Genomic DNA, 18,877 nt, shown 5'->3' with positions numbered 1-18,877 from the left:
ACGAAGTCCAACACTCCGCGAGAAGAGCAAGCATGAACACGCACTCAACCCCTCCACGGCAGCGCCGCCGGCTGCGCCAGGCAGTAGCCCTCGCAGCTGCGGCCGGCGTGGCCGGCAGCATCCTGCTGGTGACGCCGGCTGCGCAAGCCAACCTGCCGGCCGACCCGCCGTCGAGCACCATGCCGGCGCCCACGCCCGGCTTCCCGCTGCCAACCACGCACACCCAGCAGGCGTACGATCCGGCAGCAGACTTCACGTCCAAGTGGACGCGAGCCGACGCCAAGCAGATCATGGCCCAGAGCAACCCCAACGTTGCCCCGGGCGAGAACTCCATGAGCCCGAACGTCACCATGCCGGAAATCCCCAAGGACTTCCCGGCCATGAACGACGACGTCTGGGTTTGGGACACCTGGTCGCTGACAGACGAAAACGCCAACCAGATCAGCTACAAGGGCTGGGATGTCATCTTCTCCCTGGTTGCTGACAGGCACGCGGGCTACGGCTTCGACCAGCGCCACTGGAACGCAAGGATCGGCTACTTCTTCCGCAAGACCAACGCTGATCCCGCCAAGGACAAATGGAACTACGGCGGACACCTGTTCCTGGACAACACGTCCATCGGCAACACGGAGTGGTCCGGCTCCACGCGCCTCATGCAGGGCAACAAGATCAACGTCTTCTACACGGCCACCACGTTCTACGACGTCGCCGAGCGGAATGCAGGCGGCGGCGGAATCGCTCCGGACGCTGCGATCGCCAAGGCATTGGGTAACATCCACGCCAACAAGGACGGGGTGACCTTCGACGGCTTCCAGCACACCAAACTGCTGGAGCCGGACGGAAAGATGTACCAGAACAAAGCCCAGAACCCCGGCTTCGCGTTCCGTGACCCGTACACCTTCGCGGATCCCGCCCACCCGGGCAAAACCTTCATGGTCTTCGAAGGCAACACCGGCGGCACCCGCGGCTCCTACAAGTGCAAGCAGGAAGACCTCGGCTACCAGCCGGGCGACCCCAACGCCGAGACTTTGGCACAGGTCAACAGCACCGGCGCCTGGTACCAGACTGCCAACGTTGGCCTCGCCGTGGCGGACAACAAGGACCTCACCAAGTGGAGCTTCCTGCCGCCGATCCTCTCGGCCAACTGCGTCAACGACCAGACCGAACGTCCGCAGATCTTCATCCAGAACGAGAACGGCAAGAACAAGTACTACCTGTTCACCATCAGCCACCAGTTCACGTACGCGGATGGAATGCGCGGCCCTGACGGCGTGTACGGCTTCGTCGGCAACGGTGTCCGCTCCGACTACCAGCCGGTCAACAACAGCGGCCTGGCCCTGGGCTCCCCCACGGACCTGAACATGCCGGCCAACGCGCCGGAGGGTCCGGACCCGCGGCAGAACGGCCGTCAGTTCCAGGCCTACTCGCACTACGTGCAGCCGGGCGGCCTGGTCCAGTCCTTCATCGACAACGTGGACGGCGTCCGCGGCGGTTCCCTGTCCCCCACCGTGAAGATGAACTTCAAGGACGGCGTGACGCAGGTTGACCGCAGCTTCGGCCAGAACGGCCTCGGCCCGTTCGGTTACCTTCCCACCAACGTTCGCGTTGGCGGCGAGGGCCTCTATAAGTAAGCAGTAACACCCCGGCCGACAGGCCACGGCAGGGGTGCCGGACCCACGAGGACCGGCACCCCTGCTACCCCCAACCCCAGGATCTTCCCCATGACATTTCCCAGCCCCCACCTGTCCCGCCGCCAAATGCTGGCCGCAAGTGCCGCCGTCGTGGTCGCCTTCTCCGCCGCATCCTGCACGCAAGCGGAAAGCCCGACGCCGGTTCCCACCCCGGCGGGTCCGGCACCTACCCCTTCAGATCCGTGGCGGCCCGTTGCGCACCTCACCGCTGAGAAGAACTGGCTCAACGATCCCAATGGCCTCGTCTACCACGACGGCACTTACCACGCCTTTTACCAGTACAACCCGCAGGGCAACTCGTGGGGCAACATGTCCTGGGGGCACTCCACCAGCAAGGATCTGGTGCATTGGGAGCAGCAGCCCGTGGCCATGGAGGCGAGCCCCGAAGAGGAAATCTTCTCCGGCTGCGTCGTGATGGATAAGAACAATGCCTCAGGTCTTGGCTCGGCGGAAACCCCACCCATGGTGGCCCTCTACACCAGCGCCTATGGCAAGAACGGCGCTCTACCTCAAGGCTCCCAGGCACAATCCGTCGCGTTCAGCCTGGACAACGGGACCACGTGGCAGAAGTATCAAGGCAACCCGGTCCTGAATCTTGCACCCACCAACAACAACTTCCGCGACCCAAAAATCACCTGGTACGAACCCGGCCGATACTGGGTGATGACCACCGTGGTTGCCGACGCCCAGGTAGTCAAGCTGTTCAAGTCCACAGACCTCCTCCGTTGGGAATACCTGAGTGATTTCTCCGGTGTCGGCGCCCAAGGAGGCCTGTGGGAGGTGCCGGAACTCCTCCACATGGACGTGGAGGACTCCACGGCAAAGAAGTGGGTCATGCTGCTGAGCATCAACCCCGGCGGCATTGCGGGCGGCTCGGGTATGCAGTACTTCGTGGGCGAATTCGATGGAAGGCGCTTTACGGCGGAAAACGCGGCAGCCCCCGGCGCCCCGCTCACCGAATCCCAATGGCTGGACCACGGCGCAGACTACTATGCCGCCAACTCCATCTCCGGCGCGCCCGGGGACAAACCCGTTCTCCTGGGATGGATGGGCAACTGGGACTACGCCCAGGATGTGCCCACCACCCCGTGGCGCGGCTCCATGGCTATTCCCCGCGAACTGACCTTGGTTCGGGGGGCGAAACGGCTTGAGCTCCGGTCTGCCATAGCCGGCGCGGCGCGGGAAACGCTGGACCGCTCCGGTGAAGTGAAGAGCAAAAACCTCACCGTTGGCTCCTCGCCCCAGGACCTTGGCCAGGAGTTCAGGGGACGCGCCCAGCTGATCGAACTGGACATGGACCTGAAGTCGGCGCGTGAAGCCGGTGTTCTCCTCCGCCACTCATCCTCCGCTTCCGAGACCGGACTGCGGATCTCCTATAACAAGGAAACAGGCAGTGTCAGGGTGGACCGGTCACAGGCCGGAACCAGCAACTTCTCCGGAAAGTTCAGCCCATTCCATGAAGTAGCCCTGCCGTCCCCAGGCGGCAAGGTCCATCTCACGATCCTCCTCGATTCGTCCTCGGTGGAAGTCTTCGCGGCGGGTGGAACTGCGGTGATTTCGGATACGTTCTTCCCGCACTGGGACAACACAGGGGCCTCGGCATTCAGCATGGAAGGCGACACGGACTTCACCGTCACGACACGCGGTCTTTAAAGGCCCGCTAGGGCGGGATCTCACCCTTTACAACCACTCTTGAGGACGAGATCCAACTCCTCGTTGCCCGGGAAGCGCCCATTGAGGATAGTTTTGTCCCTATGACATCCAGCGATGCCGCATTTGACCAGCTGCTCACCGACGCCCGCCAATGGGCTTCCCAAGACCCGGACCCGGCGACGTCGGCTGCTCTCGTTGAGTTGGCCGGGCTTGCCAGCGGCGGTGATGCGGGAGCAGCCCAGGAACTGGGCGACAGCTTCAACGGCACCCTGCAATTCGGCACTGCCGGCCTCCGCGCAGCGCTCGGCCCCGGCCCCAACCGAATGAACCGCGTTGTTGTCCGCCGTGCAGCTGCAGGCCTGGCGGCCTTCCTCACCGAATCGGTAGCCGCAGCTGCGCCGGGAACCCGGCCGCGCGCCGTCGTCGGCTTCGATGCCCGGTACAACTCGGACATCTTCGCCCAGGAAACCGCTGCAATCTTTACGGCAGCGGGCATTGAAACCTTCCTGATGCCGGCAGCGCTTCCGACGCCGTTGCTTGCCTACGCGGTCAGGTCACTGGATTGCGACGGCGGTGTCATGGTCACAGCGAGCCACAACCCGCCGCAGGACAACGGTTACAAGGTCTACCTGGGACGCCATGCAGTATCTGAGAGCGGGCGCGGGTCTCAGATCGTGGCGCCGTACGACGCTGAGATCGCCGCGAAGATCGAGGGCGTGGGGGCGCTGGATTCCATTGAACTCGCAGAAAACGGCTGGACAGTGCTGCCCACGTCCGTAGCCGCAGAATATGAAGCTGCGATGGCGGGACTGGTGGATAGGGAACACTTCCCGGCACGGGACCTCAAGATCGTCCTGACGCCCATGCACGGTGTCGGCGGTGAAACGGCCGTCTCCGTCCTGAACGCCGCCGGTTTCGCCGATGTCACGCTCGTGGCCGAACAGGCCGAGCCGGATCCGGACTTCCCCACCGTCGCTTTCCCTAATCCGGAAGAGCCCGGGGCGCTGGACCTGGCCCTTGCCGCTGCTGCGGACTCGGATGCGGACATCGTTTTGGCCAACGACCCCGACGCCGATCGGGCCGCGGTTGCCGCGTTGGATCCCGCCACGGGAAGCTGGCGGATGCTTCGCGGTGACGAAGTGGGGGCGCTGCTTGGTGCGCACGTAGTAGCGCGAATGGCTGCCGGTGCCGGGGACGAGCCGCAGACCGGAGTGTTCGCCAACTCGATCGTGTCCTCCCGGCTGCTCTCACGCATCGCTGCCGCAGCGGGCTACGCCCACGAGGAAACACTCACCGGCTTCAAATGGATTTCACGGGTTCCCGGCCTCACCTATGGGTACGAGGAAGCACTGGGATACTGTGTGGCGCCTGACCTGGTGCGCGACAAGGACGGCATTTCAGCGGCTGTGCTGATCGCCGAACTCGCCGCAACTGCCAAGGCCGAGGGCAAGACGATCTTCGACACCCTCGATGACCTGTATCTGGTGCACGGACTGCATGCGAGCGACCAACTCAGTATCCGGGTGGCCGATTTGGGACTGCTCGATGCCATGATGAACCGCCTGCGGGTCAACCCGCCCGAAGCGTTCGGAGGCTCCGCCGTCGAGGTTTCAACCGATCTTGCGGAAGGAAGCGAAGCCCTGCCTCCCACGGACGGCCTGCTGTACCTGACCCGGGACCAAAGTCGTGTCATCATCCGTCCCAGTGGCACCGAGCCCAAGCTCAAGTGCTACCTGGAAGTCATCCAGGCCGTGGAAACTGCGGCGGAACTTCCCGCAGCACGCCAGGCAGCGCGGACATCCCTGGATGATGTTCTCAGGGACGTCCGCGAAGCCTTGGGCTTATAGGACTCCTAGAGTTCAACCTCGATGAAGCCGTCCACCAAACGGGTGGCGAACGCGTCGAGCTTGAGTTCCGGGTTGGTGAAGCATTCACCGGTTTCAAGGTCGTAGACCTCTTTGTGCAGCGGCGACGCGATGGTCGGCCGGCTTCCGCGGGATCCAATGATCCCGCGGGCCATAACGTTGGCGAGCGTCGCCGGGTCCTGCTGTGCCACAGCGAAGACCTCGGTGGGCGCTGTGCGGAACAGCGCAACCTGACGGCCGGCGATCAACGCAGCCTCGCCCCAAGCCAGTTCGAGTTCGTCCACCGGGCAAACACGGTGCCATGTGGCGGTTGTGGTCAGGTCCTCGGCACGGTCCAGAATTACGGTCATTTCAGCCCCTCTCACTGTGTCCGGGTGTTGGCTTTTCCGCCGTCACTCCCCCGGACCGGGCCACACTTGCGGCCACTACTCCAAGCTAGGACCCGGGTGTTTCATCGGTTGTCCGCGTTTGTGTCGAACGCGTAAAAGAGACCTCACACCTCACGAAATGCGTTCGTGATGCAGAAGTTAAGATCACGAAACAAAAGGGAAACTGAAGCGAAACTGCCCGTCCCTAGGCTGGAACCACAAGTTGCGGAGATCCGTCTGCAACATCTGCGAAAGGCCCACCAGTGACCGGACACACTTCAAGTACAGAGAACCCGCGCCGCATCGTCGTCGTCGGCGGCGGCCCCGCTGCCCACCGTTTCGCCGACGCCATGTTCAATCGCGGACTTGAAGGTTGGCAGGTTACGGTGCTGACCGAAGAGGCACACCTCCCGTACGACCGCGTTGCGCTGAGCAAGGCGCTCACGGAAACCGGCGTGGACCTCACCTTGGGCGATGCATCCATGTGGGACCACGAAGCCCTGACTTTGGTCACCGGCGAGCGCGCCGTGAAGATCGACTCCGTTGCCAAGAGCGTCCTCACCGCCGCCGGCAACAAGTACGAATACGACCACCTGGTGGTGGCTTCGGGTTCCGATGCGGCCCGGCTCCCCATCCCCGGTTCCGAGCACACCCATGTTTACCGCACCCTCGAGGACGTCTGGGCCATTAACAAGGCCATCGCCGAGCTGCGCGAAAAGCTCGGCCGCAAAGTCAACGCGGTCACCATCGGTGGTGGCTTGCTTGGACTTGAGTCCGCTGCCGGCACCGAACAGCTGGGCGCCACACCGATCGTCATCAACGGCGCACCGTGGCTGATGAACACCCAGCTGGATGAGGGTGCCGGCCAGGCCCTCGGCCGCCTGATTGAGGCCAAGGGCTTCGAAGTCCACGGTGGCGTCTTCCCCTCCGAGGTAGTCACGGACGACGACGGCAACGTCACCGGTGTCCTGATGGCTGACGGCCGGACCATCGACGCGGACCTCGTAATCGTGGCTATCGGCGTGAAGCCCCGGGACGACCTCTTCCGCGCGGCAGAAGGCGAAGAGCAGCTGTTTAGCCTGGGCCAGCGCGGCGGCGTTGTCATCAATGATTTCTGTGCCACGGAAGTGGACGGCATCTGGGCCATCGGCGAGGTGGCCAACTTCGAGGGCATGTGCCTGGGCCTCGTGGCTCCTGCCAACACCATGGCCGAGATCGTTGCTGACCGCCTGCACGGTGGAGAAGCAACCTTCCCGGGCTTTGACACTGCCACCAAGCTCAAGTTGTCCGGCGTTGACGTTGCCAGCTTCGGCGACGCGTTTGCCCGCACCGAGCACTCCCTGGAGATCGTCTACGCCGACCCCGCGCGTGGCGTTTACCAGAAAATTGTCACTACAGATGATGCCAAGACCCTCCTGGGCGGCATCTTCGTGGGCGATGCTTCCCCGTACATGAGCCTCCGCCCGCTTCTGGGCCGCGAACTGTCCGCCGAACCGGGTGCCTACCTGAGCGCTGCCGGAGGTGGCGAGGCCCCTGAAACCGAACTTCCGGACGATGCCATCCTCTGCTCCTGCAACAACGTGGCCGCCGGAAGTATCCGTGACACCATCAACGGCTGCGGAGCCTGCGAGGGCAACTCCCCGGTGCAGGAGCTCGGCGAGCTGAAGGGCTGCACCAGGGCCGGCACCCAGTGTGGTTCGTGCGTTCCCATGCTCAAGAAGCTCCTTGAAGGCGAACTGAAGAAGTCCGGCATTGAGGTCTCAAAGGCACTGTGTGAGCACATCAGCCTTTCCCGGCAGGAACTCTTCGATGCCATCCGCGTCCTTGAGCTCACGTCCTTCGAAGACATCATGGCCAAGTACGGCACCGGAGCGGGCTGCGATATCTGCAAGCCGACCATTGCCTCCATCCTGGCCAGCCAGCACTCCGCCTATGTTCTGGATGCCGGACGTGGTGCGCTGCAGGACACCAACGACCGCGCCTTGGCGAACATGCAGAAGGACGGCACCTATTCGGTGGTCCCCCGCATCGCGGGTGGCGAGATCACGCCGAAGGGTCTCGGCGTCATCGCGGCCGTAGCTGAGAAGTACAACCTGTACACGAAGATCACGGGTGGACAGCGCATCGATATGTTCGGTGCCCGCCTGGAGCAGCTGCCGGACATCTGGAAGGAACTGGTGGACGCCGGCTTCGAATCCGGACAGGCCTACGGCAAGAGCCTTCGTACCGTGAAGTCCTGCGTTGGTTCTACATGGTGCCGCTTCGGTGTGCAGGACTCGGTGGCAATGGCCATCGCCTTGGAGCTGCGCTACCGCGGCCTCCGCAGCCCCCACAAGCTGAAAATGGGTGTCTCCGGTTGTGCCCGTGAATGTGCCGAAGCCCGTGGCAAGGATGTTGGCGTGATCGCCACGGCCGACGGTTGGAACCTGTATGTAGGCGGTAACGGTGGCGCCACCCCGGCGCACGCCCAGCTGCTGGCCAAGGACCTGGACGACGAAACCCTCCTGAAGTACATCGACCGTTACCTCATGTACTACATCCGCACCGCTGACCGCCTCCAGCGCACCGCGCGCTGGCAGGAAGAGCTCGACGGCGGAATCAAGCACGTCGAGGAAGTAGTGGTCAACGACTCCTTGGGCATTGCCGACGAGCTTGAAGCCGCCATGGCCAAGCACATCGACACCTATGAGGACGAGTGGGCCGAGACCCTGAAGGACCCGGAGCGCCTCCGCCGTTTCCGTTCGTTCGTCAACGCTCCCAACCAGAAGGACGAATCCATTTCCTTTGTTCCGGAGCGCGGCCAGATCCGTCCGGCCACCAACGAGGAAAAGGGCGGCGTGCTCATCGCTTCCACTATCCCGGTCCGCAGCGAAACCGTCGGCGTAGAAAACTAGGGGTTCACCATGCAGCTCACCATTGATCTCACCGGCCGTGACGTCCTTGTCACGGGATCTGAAAAGTCTGCCCGCCAGGCGGTCCGCCGCTACCAGAGCGCCGGTGCCAACGTGTACCGGCTGAGCGCCCCGGAAGGTGTGCCGGGCGACGGCCAACTTCCCGAGCGCCCGTTCCTGGTGGCGGTAGTGGACGACGGCGGGTCCGGCTGGCTGCCGCTGGTGGAACGCTGCCGCGACGCCGGGATTCCCGTAGCCTTCGAGCCTGCACCCGGCGCCGAGGGCCACGTGACCCTGGTGGGTGGAGGCCCGGGAGCCCTGGATCTGCTCACGGTGGGTGCTGTGGACGCCCTGCGCGATGCCGATGTGGTGTTTTACGATCGGCTTGCGCCCTATCAGGAACTGGCTGATCTGACCTCTGCGGAGCTCGTGGACGTTGGAAAGCAGCCCGGGCTTCACAAGGTGACTCAGAGGGACATCGAGAAGCTGATGGTGGAGGCTGCACTTCTGGGCAAGAATGTGGTCAGGCTCAAGGGCGGCGATCCGTACGTGTTTGGCCGCGGCGGCGAAGAAGTGGCTGCGTGTGTTGCTGCCGGCGTCCCGGTGAGGGTCATCTCCGGTGTCACCAGTGCTATTTCCGTTCCCGCTGCAGCCGGAATCCCGGTGACGCACCGCGAGGTCAGCCACATGTTCACCGTGGTATCCGGCCATGCCCCGTTGACGGAGAAGGAACACACCCACCTTGCCGGACTGGGCGGGACTATCGTGGTCCTCATGGGCATCGGCACCCTGCCCCAGCTGGCGGCCGGGCTCCGCCGAGCGGGGATGAATTCGGACATGCCAATGGCCGTGGTGGAACGTGGGTACCGGCCGGGACAGCGCACCACCATCGCTGACCTCGGTACCATCGAAACGGCAGCCACCGGCTGCAGCAACCCGGCCGTGTTGGTCATCGGCGAGGTGGTCCGGGTTGCTGAAGCCAACCGGAATCATGCCGAAGCATCCGCTGAACTGAGCCGACTCGCGGCTTCGCTCCTTGAAGCCTGAAGGTAAGAACACATGACTGTTGCACGTGCCATCGAAGTCCAGGACGCTACTGCCGCGCCGGAAGTTGCCGAAGCCGTAGAAGCGCCGTTGGACGGATTCCGCATTGGCGTCACCTCGCACCGCCGCTCCCGCGACCTCATTGAGGCACTGGAGCGCCGCGGTGCGAGCGTTTTGCACGCACCCGCCCTGAAGATCGCCCCGGTGCAGGAGGACATGGTCCTCATCGAGGACACCCGCACCATCATCGAGGCCAAGCCGGACATCTGCATCGCCACCACCGCCTACGGCATGCGCCGCTGGTGTGAGGCCGCTGATTCCTTTGGCATCGGCGAGCAACTGCTGGACACGCTGTCCGCCTGCCGCATGTTCGTCCGTGGCCCCAAAGCCCGCGGTGCCGTTCGGGCGGCCGGCCTTGCCGACGTCGGAATCAGCAGTGACGAAACCACCGCCACACTGGTGGACATGCTCCTGGCCGAAGGCGTGCGCGGCAAGACCGTGGCCGTCCAGTTGCACGGCTACACGGACGTCCGCCAGCTGGAACGGCTGCGTATGTCCGGAGCTACTGTCTTGACGGTGACTCCGTACCGCTGGGTGAAGCCCGACGGCGAAGACAAACTGCCACGCCTGATCGAAGCCGTGGTCAGCGGAAACCTCGATGTCCTGACGTTCACCAGCGCCCCGGCAGTGGACGCCATGTGGAGCACCGCACACGAAATGGGCCTGTACCGCCAGCTCATCGAAGCTCTCAAGGGCCCGGTAACTGTTGCGGCCGTCGGTCCGGTCACCGCTCAACCGCTGGTCGACGCCGGCCTCACCCCGTTGATCCCTGATCGTTACCGCATGGGTGCTCTCATCAGGCTGGTCACCGAACATCTTTCGCTGAACCACGTGCGGCGCTTGGAAACCAAGAGCGCCACCATCGAGCTCCGTGGACGCTGCCTGCGGATCAACGGTGAGGTGGTGGACCTTGCACCGGCTCCCCTCCTGCTGCTGCGGGCGCTGCTCGGCGCGGGTGGGGCTGTCCTGTCCAGGGAAGCTCTCTCCGACCTGCTGGACCTGCGCGGTTCCGTACACGCTTTGGACATGACGGTCAGCAGGCTCAGGTCTTCCCTTCCTGATGGCAAACTTGTGGAAACCGTAGTAAAGCGCGGCTACCGGCTGCGGGCTTAGCTGTGAATGTTGGCGATAAACGGCGGTCTTTTGCGGAGCTAAATGTCGCCCTGCTGGTCCCCAAGCACTCCTGACCGCCTGTAGAACGTCGCTCGGGACACCTCGGGATCAGGCGAGTCGAACTTTTCTCCGTCGAACTCTTCATTGTCACGGGTTCTCTGTCGTAGGAGACTTGAGGCGACGGCATTCCATCTTGGACCGCCCGCGGGGCCACCCGGCTGCGGGGCCTCACAGCACCTTGTAGCGGCCTGGTGGATCAATGAGTTCCATGACAACCCCCGAAAAGGCCGCTCGGCGGTCGCGCCATCTCTTGCCCTTGGTGACTATCGCACTGATTGGATGCCTCGGTGGGTGCGAGTATGAGTCTTACGACGCATCCCTGCCGTCTGCCAGTTCTCCGATTACGGAGGCTCGCACGGACCCACCGCTGCCGGAGAGTCGCGACCCTCGCACGGTCCCGCCGTTGCCGAAGAGTGGCGATATCGACGCCGGCACATATCTAGTCCCCGTCGACGGCTACAAGGAGCCTTTCCAGATCACCGTCCCAGGCGGCTGGTCTGCTCTCGACGGCAATAGCCTGGGAAAGGATGACCCGGATCACCCGGCTGAATGGGCCGTCTACCTGACTCTTGGGTCCGCGTTCTATGTGTCGATGGATGCATGCAACTGGAGGGGTGCCCTTGCCGATGTCGGTCCTGCGGACTGGGCCTTCACTAGGGCTATGGCGGCGCAGTCGTCAACGGCAAGCACTCCTCCTGTCAAGGTCATGGTGGGCGATTACTCCGGCTTCGAGTTCGACCACTCCGTCGAGGGCGACGTGGACGTCACGGCCTGCGACAGCGGCAAGTTCTGCATCCACTCAGAAATGATGTACCACTGCACACACTGGTACTCGACTCAGAATGAACACGAGACCTACCGGGTGGTCGACCTGAACGGTAAGCGGGTTGTCATCGCGGTGGGCCATATCGACGAATCGATCAATCCGGAGCTGATGAGAGAGGCGCGCACTGTCTTCGACTCGATCGTGTTCGAGTCCTACAAGTGATCAGCTGATCCGATGGCCAATCCCGCTCGCTGACACGCTAGGCCGCCTTCACCAGGGGAAGCTCGTCCCAGTTGGTGGTGTAGCGGGGGCTGAGCATGTCGCGTTTCATGGACCAGTCCGGGCCGCCTTTGATGCCCGCATGGCCCAAACCGATGGAGCCACGGCCATAGCGCTTGCTGACCTGCTCGAGCAAGGGGCCTATGCCCCGTTCTTCATGCCGGTTCTCGAAGATTTCCAGCGGTTTTTGGTTGCCGCTGGGTCGGAGGTCCGTGACCATGATTCCAGCTTTGGCGTACCTCACGCCTTCCTGGATTTTTGGAACCAGCGCGTGCGCGGCCTTGGTCAGCAACACCGGATCCGAGGTGGGCATTGGCAGCTTGACATTGACAGTGGGGAACGATTTGTCGTGGGGGTTGTAGACCGATGTTGCGGCAAAGGCAGTCAGCAGCTTGGCTTGCAGGTCATGCTTGGCCAGCCTGGCACTGGCCATCTGGCCATAGACACTCAGTACCTGCCGCAGCTCGGCTGCTGAGGTTATTGGTGTGGAGAAGGACCGGGAGAAGATCAGTTGATCCCGTCCGATCCGTTCCTCCTCCATGGGAATGCAGGGGGTGCCTTGCAGTTCCAGCACAGTCCGCATCATGACGATGGAGAACTTGTCCCGCAATGCCACGGGGTCGGCACGGACCAGGTCCAGGATGGAGAAGATCCCCATCGCGTTCAGGCGTTTCGTGAGCCTGGTGGCGACGCCCCAGATTTCGATCACGGAGAGCCGTGCCATGAGTGCTTCGCGTTGGGGCTCCGGGATGGAGTCCCAACGGCACACGCCATTGAAGGCCGGGTTGTGCTTTGCCCACTTGTTGGCCAGCTTGGCAAGCGTCTTGGTGCGCGCGATTCCTACGCAAACGGGAACCCCCACGTGTCGTTGGCAGGCAGCTTTGATGGTGCGCCCTAGCTCCAGCAGATCGTCGGGTTGCCCTTTGACTCCGAGGAACGCTTCATCAATGGAGTACACCTCCTGCCATGCTGAGTACCGGGCCAGGAGCTCCATCACCCGAGAGCTGATGTCTCCATACAGTTCATAGTTGCTTGAGAGTGCAATGAGTCCCCATTCCTTGGCGCGTGGAGCGAGCTTGAACCAAGGCTCGCCGAGTCCGATTCCCAGTCTTTTGGCCTCCGGCGACCTGGTCACGGCGCAGCCGTCGTTGTTGGACAGGACGATCAGCGGCTTGCCCTCCAACGCAGGATTGAAGGCACGTTCTGCCGACGCATAGAAGCAGTTGATATCCACGTGGGCGATCTCCTGCATGCGGTGCATGAGCGCTGGCTTGGACATTCCGCTCCTTGGCTCGCACTAGCACGTGTGCCCGCATTCGTGCGCGCGACACGCCATACATTCGAACGTATATTCGAATACCTTCACTGTACCTCCAGCCTCTGACAAGAAGACATCCCGCCCGCCGGACTACGGGAGTCCGGCGGGCGGGATGCCAACGGTGCGGAGTTCTAAGAGGTTGCTGCCGGCTCCTTCTTGTGCACCAGGTAGATCGCACCGGTGGTCACATCTTCTTCGAGTGCTTCCAAGGTGCGTCCGCGGGTTTCGGGAACCTGCGTGTAGATGAAGACGAGGGCCAGGATTCCAACAATCCCAAAGAGGAAGAACGTTCCCGTAATCCCCACGCCCGCCACCAACGTGGGGAAGAAGAGGCCGAGGAGGGCATTGGCGATCCAGAGGCAGAATACCGACAGGCCGATCGCGAAGCCGCGAACATGCAGCGGGAAGATCTCGGACAGCATCACCCACACGGCGATGTTGAGGAATGTCTGCATGGATCCTACAAACGCCACCACCAGGAACAAGATAACGAAGGGGCGTGCGGCATTGCCGACGGGCAGGACGATCGAGGCGATTCCGATGAGGAAGTGGCAAACAGTGGTCAGCGTGAATCCAAGGAGCAGGGTGGTGCGTCGATTAATCCGTTGCATGAGCGTCAAGGCAATGACGCCACCGACCACCGCAATGACACCGGGGGCAATGTTGGCAATGAGGGCTCCACTTGAGTCGAAGCCGGCTTCAACCAGCACGGACTGCCCGTAATACATGATCGAGTTGATGCCGGTTAGCTGCTGAGCCACGCCCAAGCCGATACCTACCAGCACAATGCGCAGGATCCATTTGTCCTTGAGTGCTCCCCAAGAGGTTGCTTTTGAAGCCCGTTCCTCGTCAGCCAAGTGCTTCACATCGGCCATTTCAGCCTCGGCTCGCTCCACGGATCGGATGGTCTTCAGCACTTCCAGCGCTTCTTGCGACCGCCCCTTGGAAATGAGCCAACGCGGCGACTCAGGCATGCGCAGCATACCGAAGAACAGAGCTATGGCGGGCAGGGCTGCGACCGCAAGCATGATGCGCCAGACTCCCCCGAATTCACCCCAGACATTGCCGATAATGGCGTTGACTACGAAAGCCGCGAGCTGCCCAATGACGATCATGAGTTCGTTCCGTCCCGCAAGGGAGCCACGGATTTCATACGGCGCCAGCTCGGCAAGGAATACCGGGACCACGGTAGAGGCGCCACCGACAGCCAGGCCGAGGATGACCCGCCCCAGCACCATTACTTCGAAGCTCGGCGCGAAGACGCAGGCAATGGTCCCGGCAAGGAACAGGACGGCCAACAGGATGATCGTTTTGCGGCGACCCCAACCATCCGACAAGCGCCCACCGCCAACCGCTCCGGCAGCCGCTCCGAACAAAAGGGAGCTGGTGACGATTCCTTCTGTCAGCGGCGTCAATGCGAGGTCCACGGTCATAGGCCTCAGTGCGCCGTTGATAACTCCGGTGTCGTAGCCGAAGAGAAGACCGCCGAAGGTGGCTACCAAGGCAACGAGGCCGAGGCGCTTTCTGTGCGGACCATTAGTCAGCGGAGGGAGTGAGGCGCCATCGGCGGCTCCCCGCTGCGTTTGCGTGGCAGACATCAAGACTCCTTTGTCAGTGTGGTGCGGGTCATATTCACCCGCTCTGGATACAGACTAACGCGCGAAAGGCTTAAATGTAAGGTCAAACTAACAAATGTCTGGGTTCGTGACTTTCCGCCATGGGAGGATGAGGGCATGGTTATCGACAACCGCCATCGTTCGGCCACCCAAAGCGACGTCGCCAGGGAAGTCGGCGTCTCCCGAACCCTCGTGTCTTTTGCCTTCCGCGGTGCGCCGGGCGTCAGCGAGGAAACCAAACAGGCGATCTTCGATGCCGCAAAGCGTCTGGGCTACCGACCCAACGCAGTAGCTGCCGATCTCGCACGAAAGCATCGGTCCGCCGTCGGGCTCCATCTCCTGGACATCCGCAACGAGGTCTACGCTGACATCCTCAGCGGCGTCCGCATGGCACTGCCCCAGGACGGCAACAGGCTCATCCTGAGTGTCTCCCGGTCTGTTGACGGCGAGGACCACGGCGCGCTGGAATCACTGATTGAGGCGCGAGTGGGGATAATCATTGCCGCCACCCTGCTGGATTCCGACGAACGGGTCCATGAATTGGCCAAGATCGTTCCACTGGTCAGCGTGACGCGTCCCGTGGATGGCGTGGACAGCGTCTATTCAGACGATGCCGCCGGCGCCCGCGCAGCCACCGAACACCTCATCAGACTGGGCCACACGAGAATCGCCCACCTGGCGGGCCCCGTCTACGACGGCCATACGGTCCGCAGGCAGAGTTACGCACAAACCATGCGCGACGCCGGGCTGAAGCCACTATTGCTCGAGGCCGATGACTTTACGCAGGACGCCGGACAGCGGGCGGCCGCAAAATTGCTCGCTATGACTGACCGGCCAACGGCAATATTCACCCACAACGACCCGCTCGCCCTTGGCGCCCGCGAGGCTGCGTACGCACAGGGCCTTTCGTTGCCGTCCGAGCTTTCCCTTGTGGGATACGACAACTCGAGGACCTCCGGACTTCACGGCATCGACCTCACATCCGTTGACCTCCACGCTGTTGAACTCGGGCAGATTGCGGGAACCGTTGCTCTGGAACGCCTCAGCAATCCCGATGGGCCCGCCGCAGACAGGCGCCTCACACCGCAGCTCGTGGTGCGAAACTCGACAGCCCCGCCAGTTGGAAACCGTCATATCGGTAACTAGCGTTATTCATTTTGGCGCTATTCGGGCTTTAGAAACCGGTCCAGGGGGCAAGGTGGCTCCGATATGCCGGTGTTGTCGGAGCCGGTCTGGGTTGTTTGGATGCCGACCCGGTGTGGGTGTGAGGGTTAGTCGTGGGTGGGTTCGCCGGTTACCTGGTGGTCTGCGTGGTTGATGGTCTCCTGGATGAGCCGGACGAGGTGGCCATCGTGCAGGGAGTAGATGACGTGCCGCCCGTCTTTGCGGGTATCGACTAGTCCGCTGAGCCGGAGTTTGGCGAGATGCTGGCTGACCACAGTGCGGGGAACGAGTGCTTCGTCGACGAGTTCGGTGACGGACTTCGGGCCTTGGGCGAGTTGCCAGAGAAGGTGCAATCGGGTCGGCTCGGCCAGCATGCGCAGGGTGCCGGCGGCGCTTTCAAGCAGTTCCGGCCCGGGGGTGACCGGGTGGAACAGCGAAGGCTCTTCAGAAGCGTCGGGGTACGGGCTGCTTGGTTGGCTGCTCAACGCGTGGCTCCTTCGTGACGGGTTCCCCTGCGTCCGTGATGGCGTGCCGGGGCCAGGACAGGAATGCTCCTGTACTTCCTAGTATCGCAAGAACTGTCAGCGCCCCTGCAGCCCAGCCCAAACCAGCCGCGGCCCCGAGCCACCCAGCCAACGGGTAGGCGAGGATGTAGCAGGCGTGCGAGAGGGAGAACTGAGCGGTGAAGACATACGGCCTGGTTGCCTCGGTGGAGGCGTCCCGCAACAACCGCGAGGACGGGGTGAGGATGGTGGAGTTGCTGGCGCCGAGCAGGAACCACAGCCCCAGCAGCCACCACCAGCCCACCCCCGGTGTAGCAACGAACGTCACTGCCGTTGCCCCTGCCAGGGCCACCGGGATGAAAGCAGCGCCGGTGAGCATCACAGCCCGGTCCCCGTATCGCTCCAACACGCGGGGGGCCGTGATGGCCACGATCATGGACCCGACTCCGAAACATGCCAGAGCCAGGGCAAGATCGGTCTCTGGCCGGTGGAGGACGTCGCGGACGTAGACCACCGAGTTGACGAGCACCAGCGCCGTGGGGGCGGCGACCACCAGGTTCAAGGCGAGCAGGGACCGCAGGCGGCGGTTTCCCCAGAAGATCCGGGCACCCAGGGTGGTGCGGTGCCAGAGTGATCCCGCAGCCCCGGTGTCTGCGGAGGTCTTAGGCAGCGCGGTGGCGGCGACCATCCCGGCCGAGAACAGGAATCCGAACACGGTGCCCAGGAACAGATTGTTATAGCTGACCAGAGTCAGCAACAGCCCCGCGGCTGCGGGGCTGACCAGGGCTTCCATGTCATAGGCCAGTCGGGACAGGGACAGTGCGTGGGTGTAGTCCCGTTCGTTTGTGAGCACCGTGGGGATGAGGGACTGGAAGGCCGGAGTAAATGTCGCCGAGGCGGACTGCAGCAGGAAGATCACCACGTAGATCTGCCAGGCTTCCGTGATGAACGGCAGGCACAAGGCCATGGCAGCCCTGACCAGGTCCGCGGCGATCAGCACCGGCTTCGTCGGCAGCCGCGCGACCAAAGCGTTGATAACCGGAGCGAAGCCCACATAGGCCAGCATCTTGATCGTCAGTGCTGTTCCCATCACCGCACCGGCGTTGCTGCCGGCCAGATCAAACGCCAACAACCCCAACGCCACCGTCAACAGGCCCGTCCCGATCAAGGCCACGACCTGCGCCGAAAACAGCCTCCGATAGGTTCGTTCCCGCAACACTGACAACATCGAAAAGCCCGCCTCACCCATTAAGTGCATATGTGCACGTATATGCACTTAAAGATAATTCGAATGGGCTATCAGATCAAAGTCTTGCTTGCCTGTCCGGAGTCGTCAGCCGGGTGTTACCGGTGAAGTCGGAGTCTCGCCCGTCGGCTCGGCGAACCGGGCACCTCGATTCCTGCGGAGGTCTAGTTGCCTACGAGTTCGGTGAAGAGAGCCTGGACCCGGGTTTTGATGTCGTCGCGGACCAGGCGCATGCGTTCCATGCCTTCGATGCCGCGTTCGGAGGGTTCATCGGTATCCCAGATTTCGAAGCGTTTGCCGGCCGGTGGGTCGAGTTTGGCTTCGGTTCCGAGGACGATGACGGCGTCCACGGTGTTGAGGACTTCATCGGTAACCGGTTTTGGATACTCGCCGGTGACGTCGATGCCCAGTTCGGCCAGGGATTCCACGGACTGGGCGTTCAACGCCGCACCGGGTTTGGTGCCGGCTGAGTAGACCGTAACGTCATCCCCGGCCAGGTCGCGCATGAGGCCTGCGGCGAGCTGGGATTTGCCGCCGTTCTTGCTGCAGATGAACAGGACTGCGGGGTGTTCGGAGGTCATTAGAGTGCGGCTTCTTTCGTGAGGGAGGCGACCAGGTTTTTAACGCGGTCGTGGATTTCATCGCGGATTTCACGGACGGTGTCGAGGGGCTGCTCGGCCGGGTCGGTGAGCTCCCAGTCTTCGTAACGCTTGCCGGGGTAGATCGGGCAGGAGTCGCCGCAGCCCATGGTGATGACCACATCGGAGGCGCGGACGACGTCGTCGGTGAGCGGCTTGGGGTATTCCTTGCCCAGATCCAAGCCCATCTCGTTCATTACTGTCACGACGTTGGCGTCGAGTTCTGATGCGGGTAGGGACCCGGCGGAGCGGACACGGATTTTGCCTTTGGCTTCGACGGTGAGCAGGGCCGCGGCCATTTGGGAGCGGCCGGCGTTCTGCACGCAGACGAACAACACTTCCGGGACTTCGGAGGCCAGGGAGCCTTTGGACTTGGCCAGGGCGTGGAGCCTGTCGTTGGCGAAGTGCTCGGTTGTCGCGGGCAGGTAGGCGCTGACTTTCGCTGTGCGGGCCAAGGCCGTGTAGGACTCGAAGACGTAGCGTTCGACGGTTTCTGCGGCGAAGATCCCTGCGTAACGTCCGGCGAGCCGGTCACTGATGCGATGGAGTACTTCGGTGTTGTCCTGCAGGCCGAGCGTGGTTTCCTGGTGGTCGGTCATGAC

15 protein-coding genes are annotated in these 18,877 nt (G+C 62.8%); 8 read left to right on the top strand and 7 right to left on the bottom strand.

Annotated elements, in window-relative coordinates; translation table 11 throughout:
- Positions 1–32: 32 nt before the first annotated feature.
- The 3 genes from AC6CH8_RS02385 (at position 33) to AC6CH8_RS02375 (ending at position 5,191) form a co-directional block, all read left to right on the top strand.
- Positions 33–1,631 carry a glycoside hydrolase family 68 protein gene (locus tag AC6CH8_RS02385; protein ID WP_420180568.1) on the top strand — a complete coding sequence of 533 codons (1,599 nt, stop codon included), beginning with the start codon at positions 33–35 and terminating at the stop codon, positions 1,629–1,631.
- A gap of 90 nt (positions 1,632–1,721) precedes the next feature.
- A complete protein-coding gene (locus tag AC6CH8_RS02380) occupies positions 1,722–3,344 on the top strand; it encodes a glycoside hydrolase family 32 protein (protein WP_498188518.1) in 1,623 nt (540 codons plus the stop codon).
- Positions 3,345–3,445: 101 nt separating this feature from the next.
- Positions 3,446–5,191 (top strand): phospho-sugar mutase, encoded by a 1,746-nt coding sequence (locus AC6CH8_RS02375; RefSeq protein ID WP_498188517.1) that lies wholly within the window; start codon positions 3,446–3,448, stop codon positions 5,189–5,191.
- 5 nt (positions 5,192–5,196) lie between these two features.
- On the opposite strand, the gene nirD is transcribed toward AC6CH8_RS02375, so the two are convergent.
- Positions 5,197–5,559 carry a nitrite reductase small subunit NirD gene (nirD, locus tag AC6CH8_RS02370; RefSeq protein WP_017199318.1) on the bottom strand — a complete coding sequence of 121 codons (363 nt, stop codon included), beginning with the start codon at positions 5,557–5,559 and terminating at the stop codon, positions 5,197–5,199.
- A gap of 281 nt (positions 5,560–5,840) precedes the next feature.
- On the opposite strand from nirD, the gene nirB reads away from it, so the two are divergent.
- The 4 genes from nirB (at position 5,841) to AC6CH8_RS02350 (ending at position 11,733) form a co-directional block, all read left to right on the top strand.
- On the top strand, positions 5,841–8,471 hold the full coding sequence (gene nirB, locus AC6CH8_RS02365; protein ID WP_498188516.1) for a nitrite reductase large subunit NirB: 2,631 nt from the start codon (positions 5,841–5,843) through the stop codon (positions 8,469–8,471).
- Between the two features lie 9 nt (positions 8,472–8,480).
- A complete protein-coding gene (cobA, locus tag AC6CH8_RS02360) occupies positions 8,481–9,515 on the top strand; it encodes a uroporphyrinogen-III C-methyltransferase (protein WP_091466215.1) in 1,035 nt (344 codons plus the stop codon).
- Between the two features lie 12 nt (positions 9,516–9,527).
- Positions 9,528–10,685 (top strand): uroporphyrinogen-III synthase, encoded by a 1,158-nt coding sequence (locus tag AC6CH8_RS02355; protein WP_091466214.1) that lies wholly within the window; start codon positions 9,528–9,530, stop codon positions 10,683–10,685.
- Between the two features lie 259 nt (positions 10,686–10,944).
- Positions 10,945–11,733, top strand: a complete 789-nt coding sequence (locus AC6CH8_RS02350; RefSeq protein ID WP_498188515.1) for a hypothetical protein — start codon at positions 10,945–10,947, stop codon at positions 11,731–11,733.
- A gap of 37 nt (positions 11,734–11,770) precedes the next feature.
- Here AC6CH8_RS02350 and AC6CH8_RS02345 read toward each other — a convergent pair whose 3' ends face one another.
- On the bottom strand, positions 11,771–13,069 hold the full coding sequence (locus AC6CH8_RS02345; RefSeq protein WP_498188514.1) for a Y-family DNA polymerase: 1,299 nt from the start codon (positions 13,067–13,069) through the stop codon (positions 11,771–11,773).
- A 170-nt stretch (positions 13,070–13,239) separates the two neighbouring features.
- Entirely contained in the window at positions 13,240–14,706 is a 1,467-nt protein-coding gene (locus AC6CH8_RS02340) for a sugar porter family MFS transporter (protein WP_498188513.1), read from the bottom strand.
- A gap of 135 nt (positions 14,707–14,841) precedes the next feature.
- Between AC6CH8_RS02340 and AC6CH8_RS02335 the strand changes: the two genes are divergently transcribed.
- Positions 14,842–15,870, top strand: coding sequence for a LacI family DNA-binding transcriptional regulator (locus AC6CH8_RS02335; RefSeq protein ID WP_498188512.1), 1,029 nt, complete (start codon positions 14,842–14,844; stop codon positions 15,868–15,870).
- Positions 15,871–15,995: 125 nt separating this feature from the next.
- Here AC6CH8_RS02335 and AC6CH8_RS02330 read toward each other — a convergent pair whose 3' ends face one another.
- From AC6CH8_RS02330 to AC6CH8_RS02315, 4 genes are all read right to left on the bottom strand, one after another.
- Positions 15,996–16,373: an ArsR/SmtB family transcription factor gene (locus AC6CH8_RS02330; protein ID WP_498188511.1), complete on the bottom strand. Its 378-nt coding sequence runs from the start codon at positions 16,371–16,373 to the stop codon at positions 15,996–15,998.
- Positions 16,333–17,619, bottom strand: coding sequence for an MFS transporter (locus AC6CH8_RS02325; protein WP_498188510.1), 1,287 nt, complete (start codon positions 17,617–17,619; stop codon positions 16,333–16,335). Before AC6CH8_RS02325 ends, AC6CH8_RS02330 begins: the two co-directional genes overlap by 41 nt.
- A 182-nt stretch (positions 17,620–17,801) precedes the next feature.
- The gene (locus AC6CH8_RS02320; protein ID WP_498188509.1) at positions 17,802–18,218 is read right to left on the bottom strand and encodes an arsenate-mycothiol transferase ArsC; all 417 of its coding nucleotides are present in this window, start codon (positions 18,216–18,218) and stop codon (positions 17,802–17,804) included.
- Entirely contained in the window at positions 18,218–18,874 is a 657-nt protein-coding gene (locus tag AC6CH8_RS02315; protein ID WP_420180556.1) for an arsenate reductase ArsC, read from the bottom strand. The genes AC6CH8_RS02320 and AC6CH8_RS02315 overlap by 1 nt, the downstream gene beginning before the upstream one ends.
- Positions 18,875–18,877: the final 3 nt, after the last annotated feature.

Source organism: Paenarthrobacter sp. GQ52 (assembly GCF_059759005.1).
The sequence above is the reverse complement of the archived record's forward strand: the minus strand, read 5'-3'. Positions and strand labels throughout refer to the sequence as shown.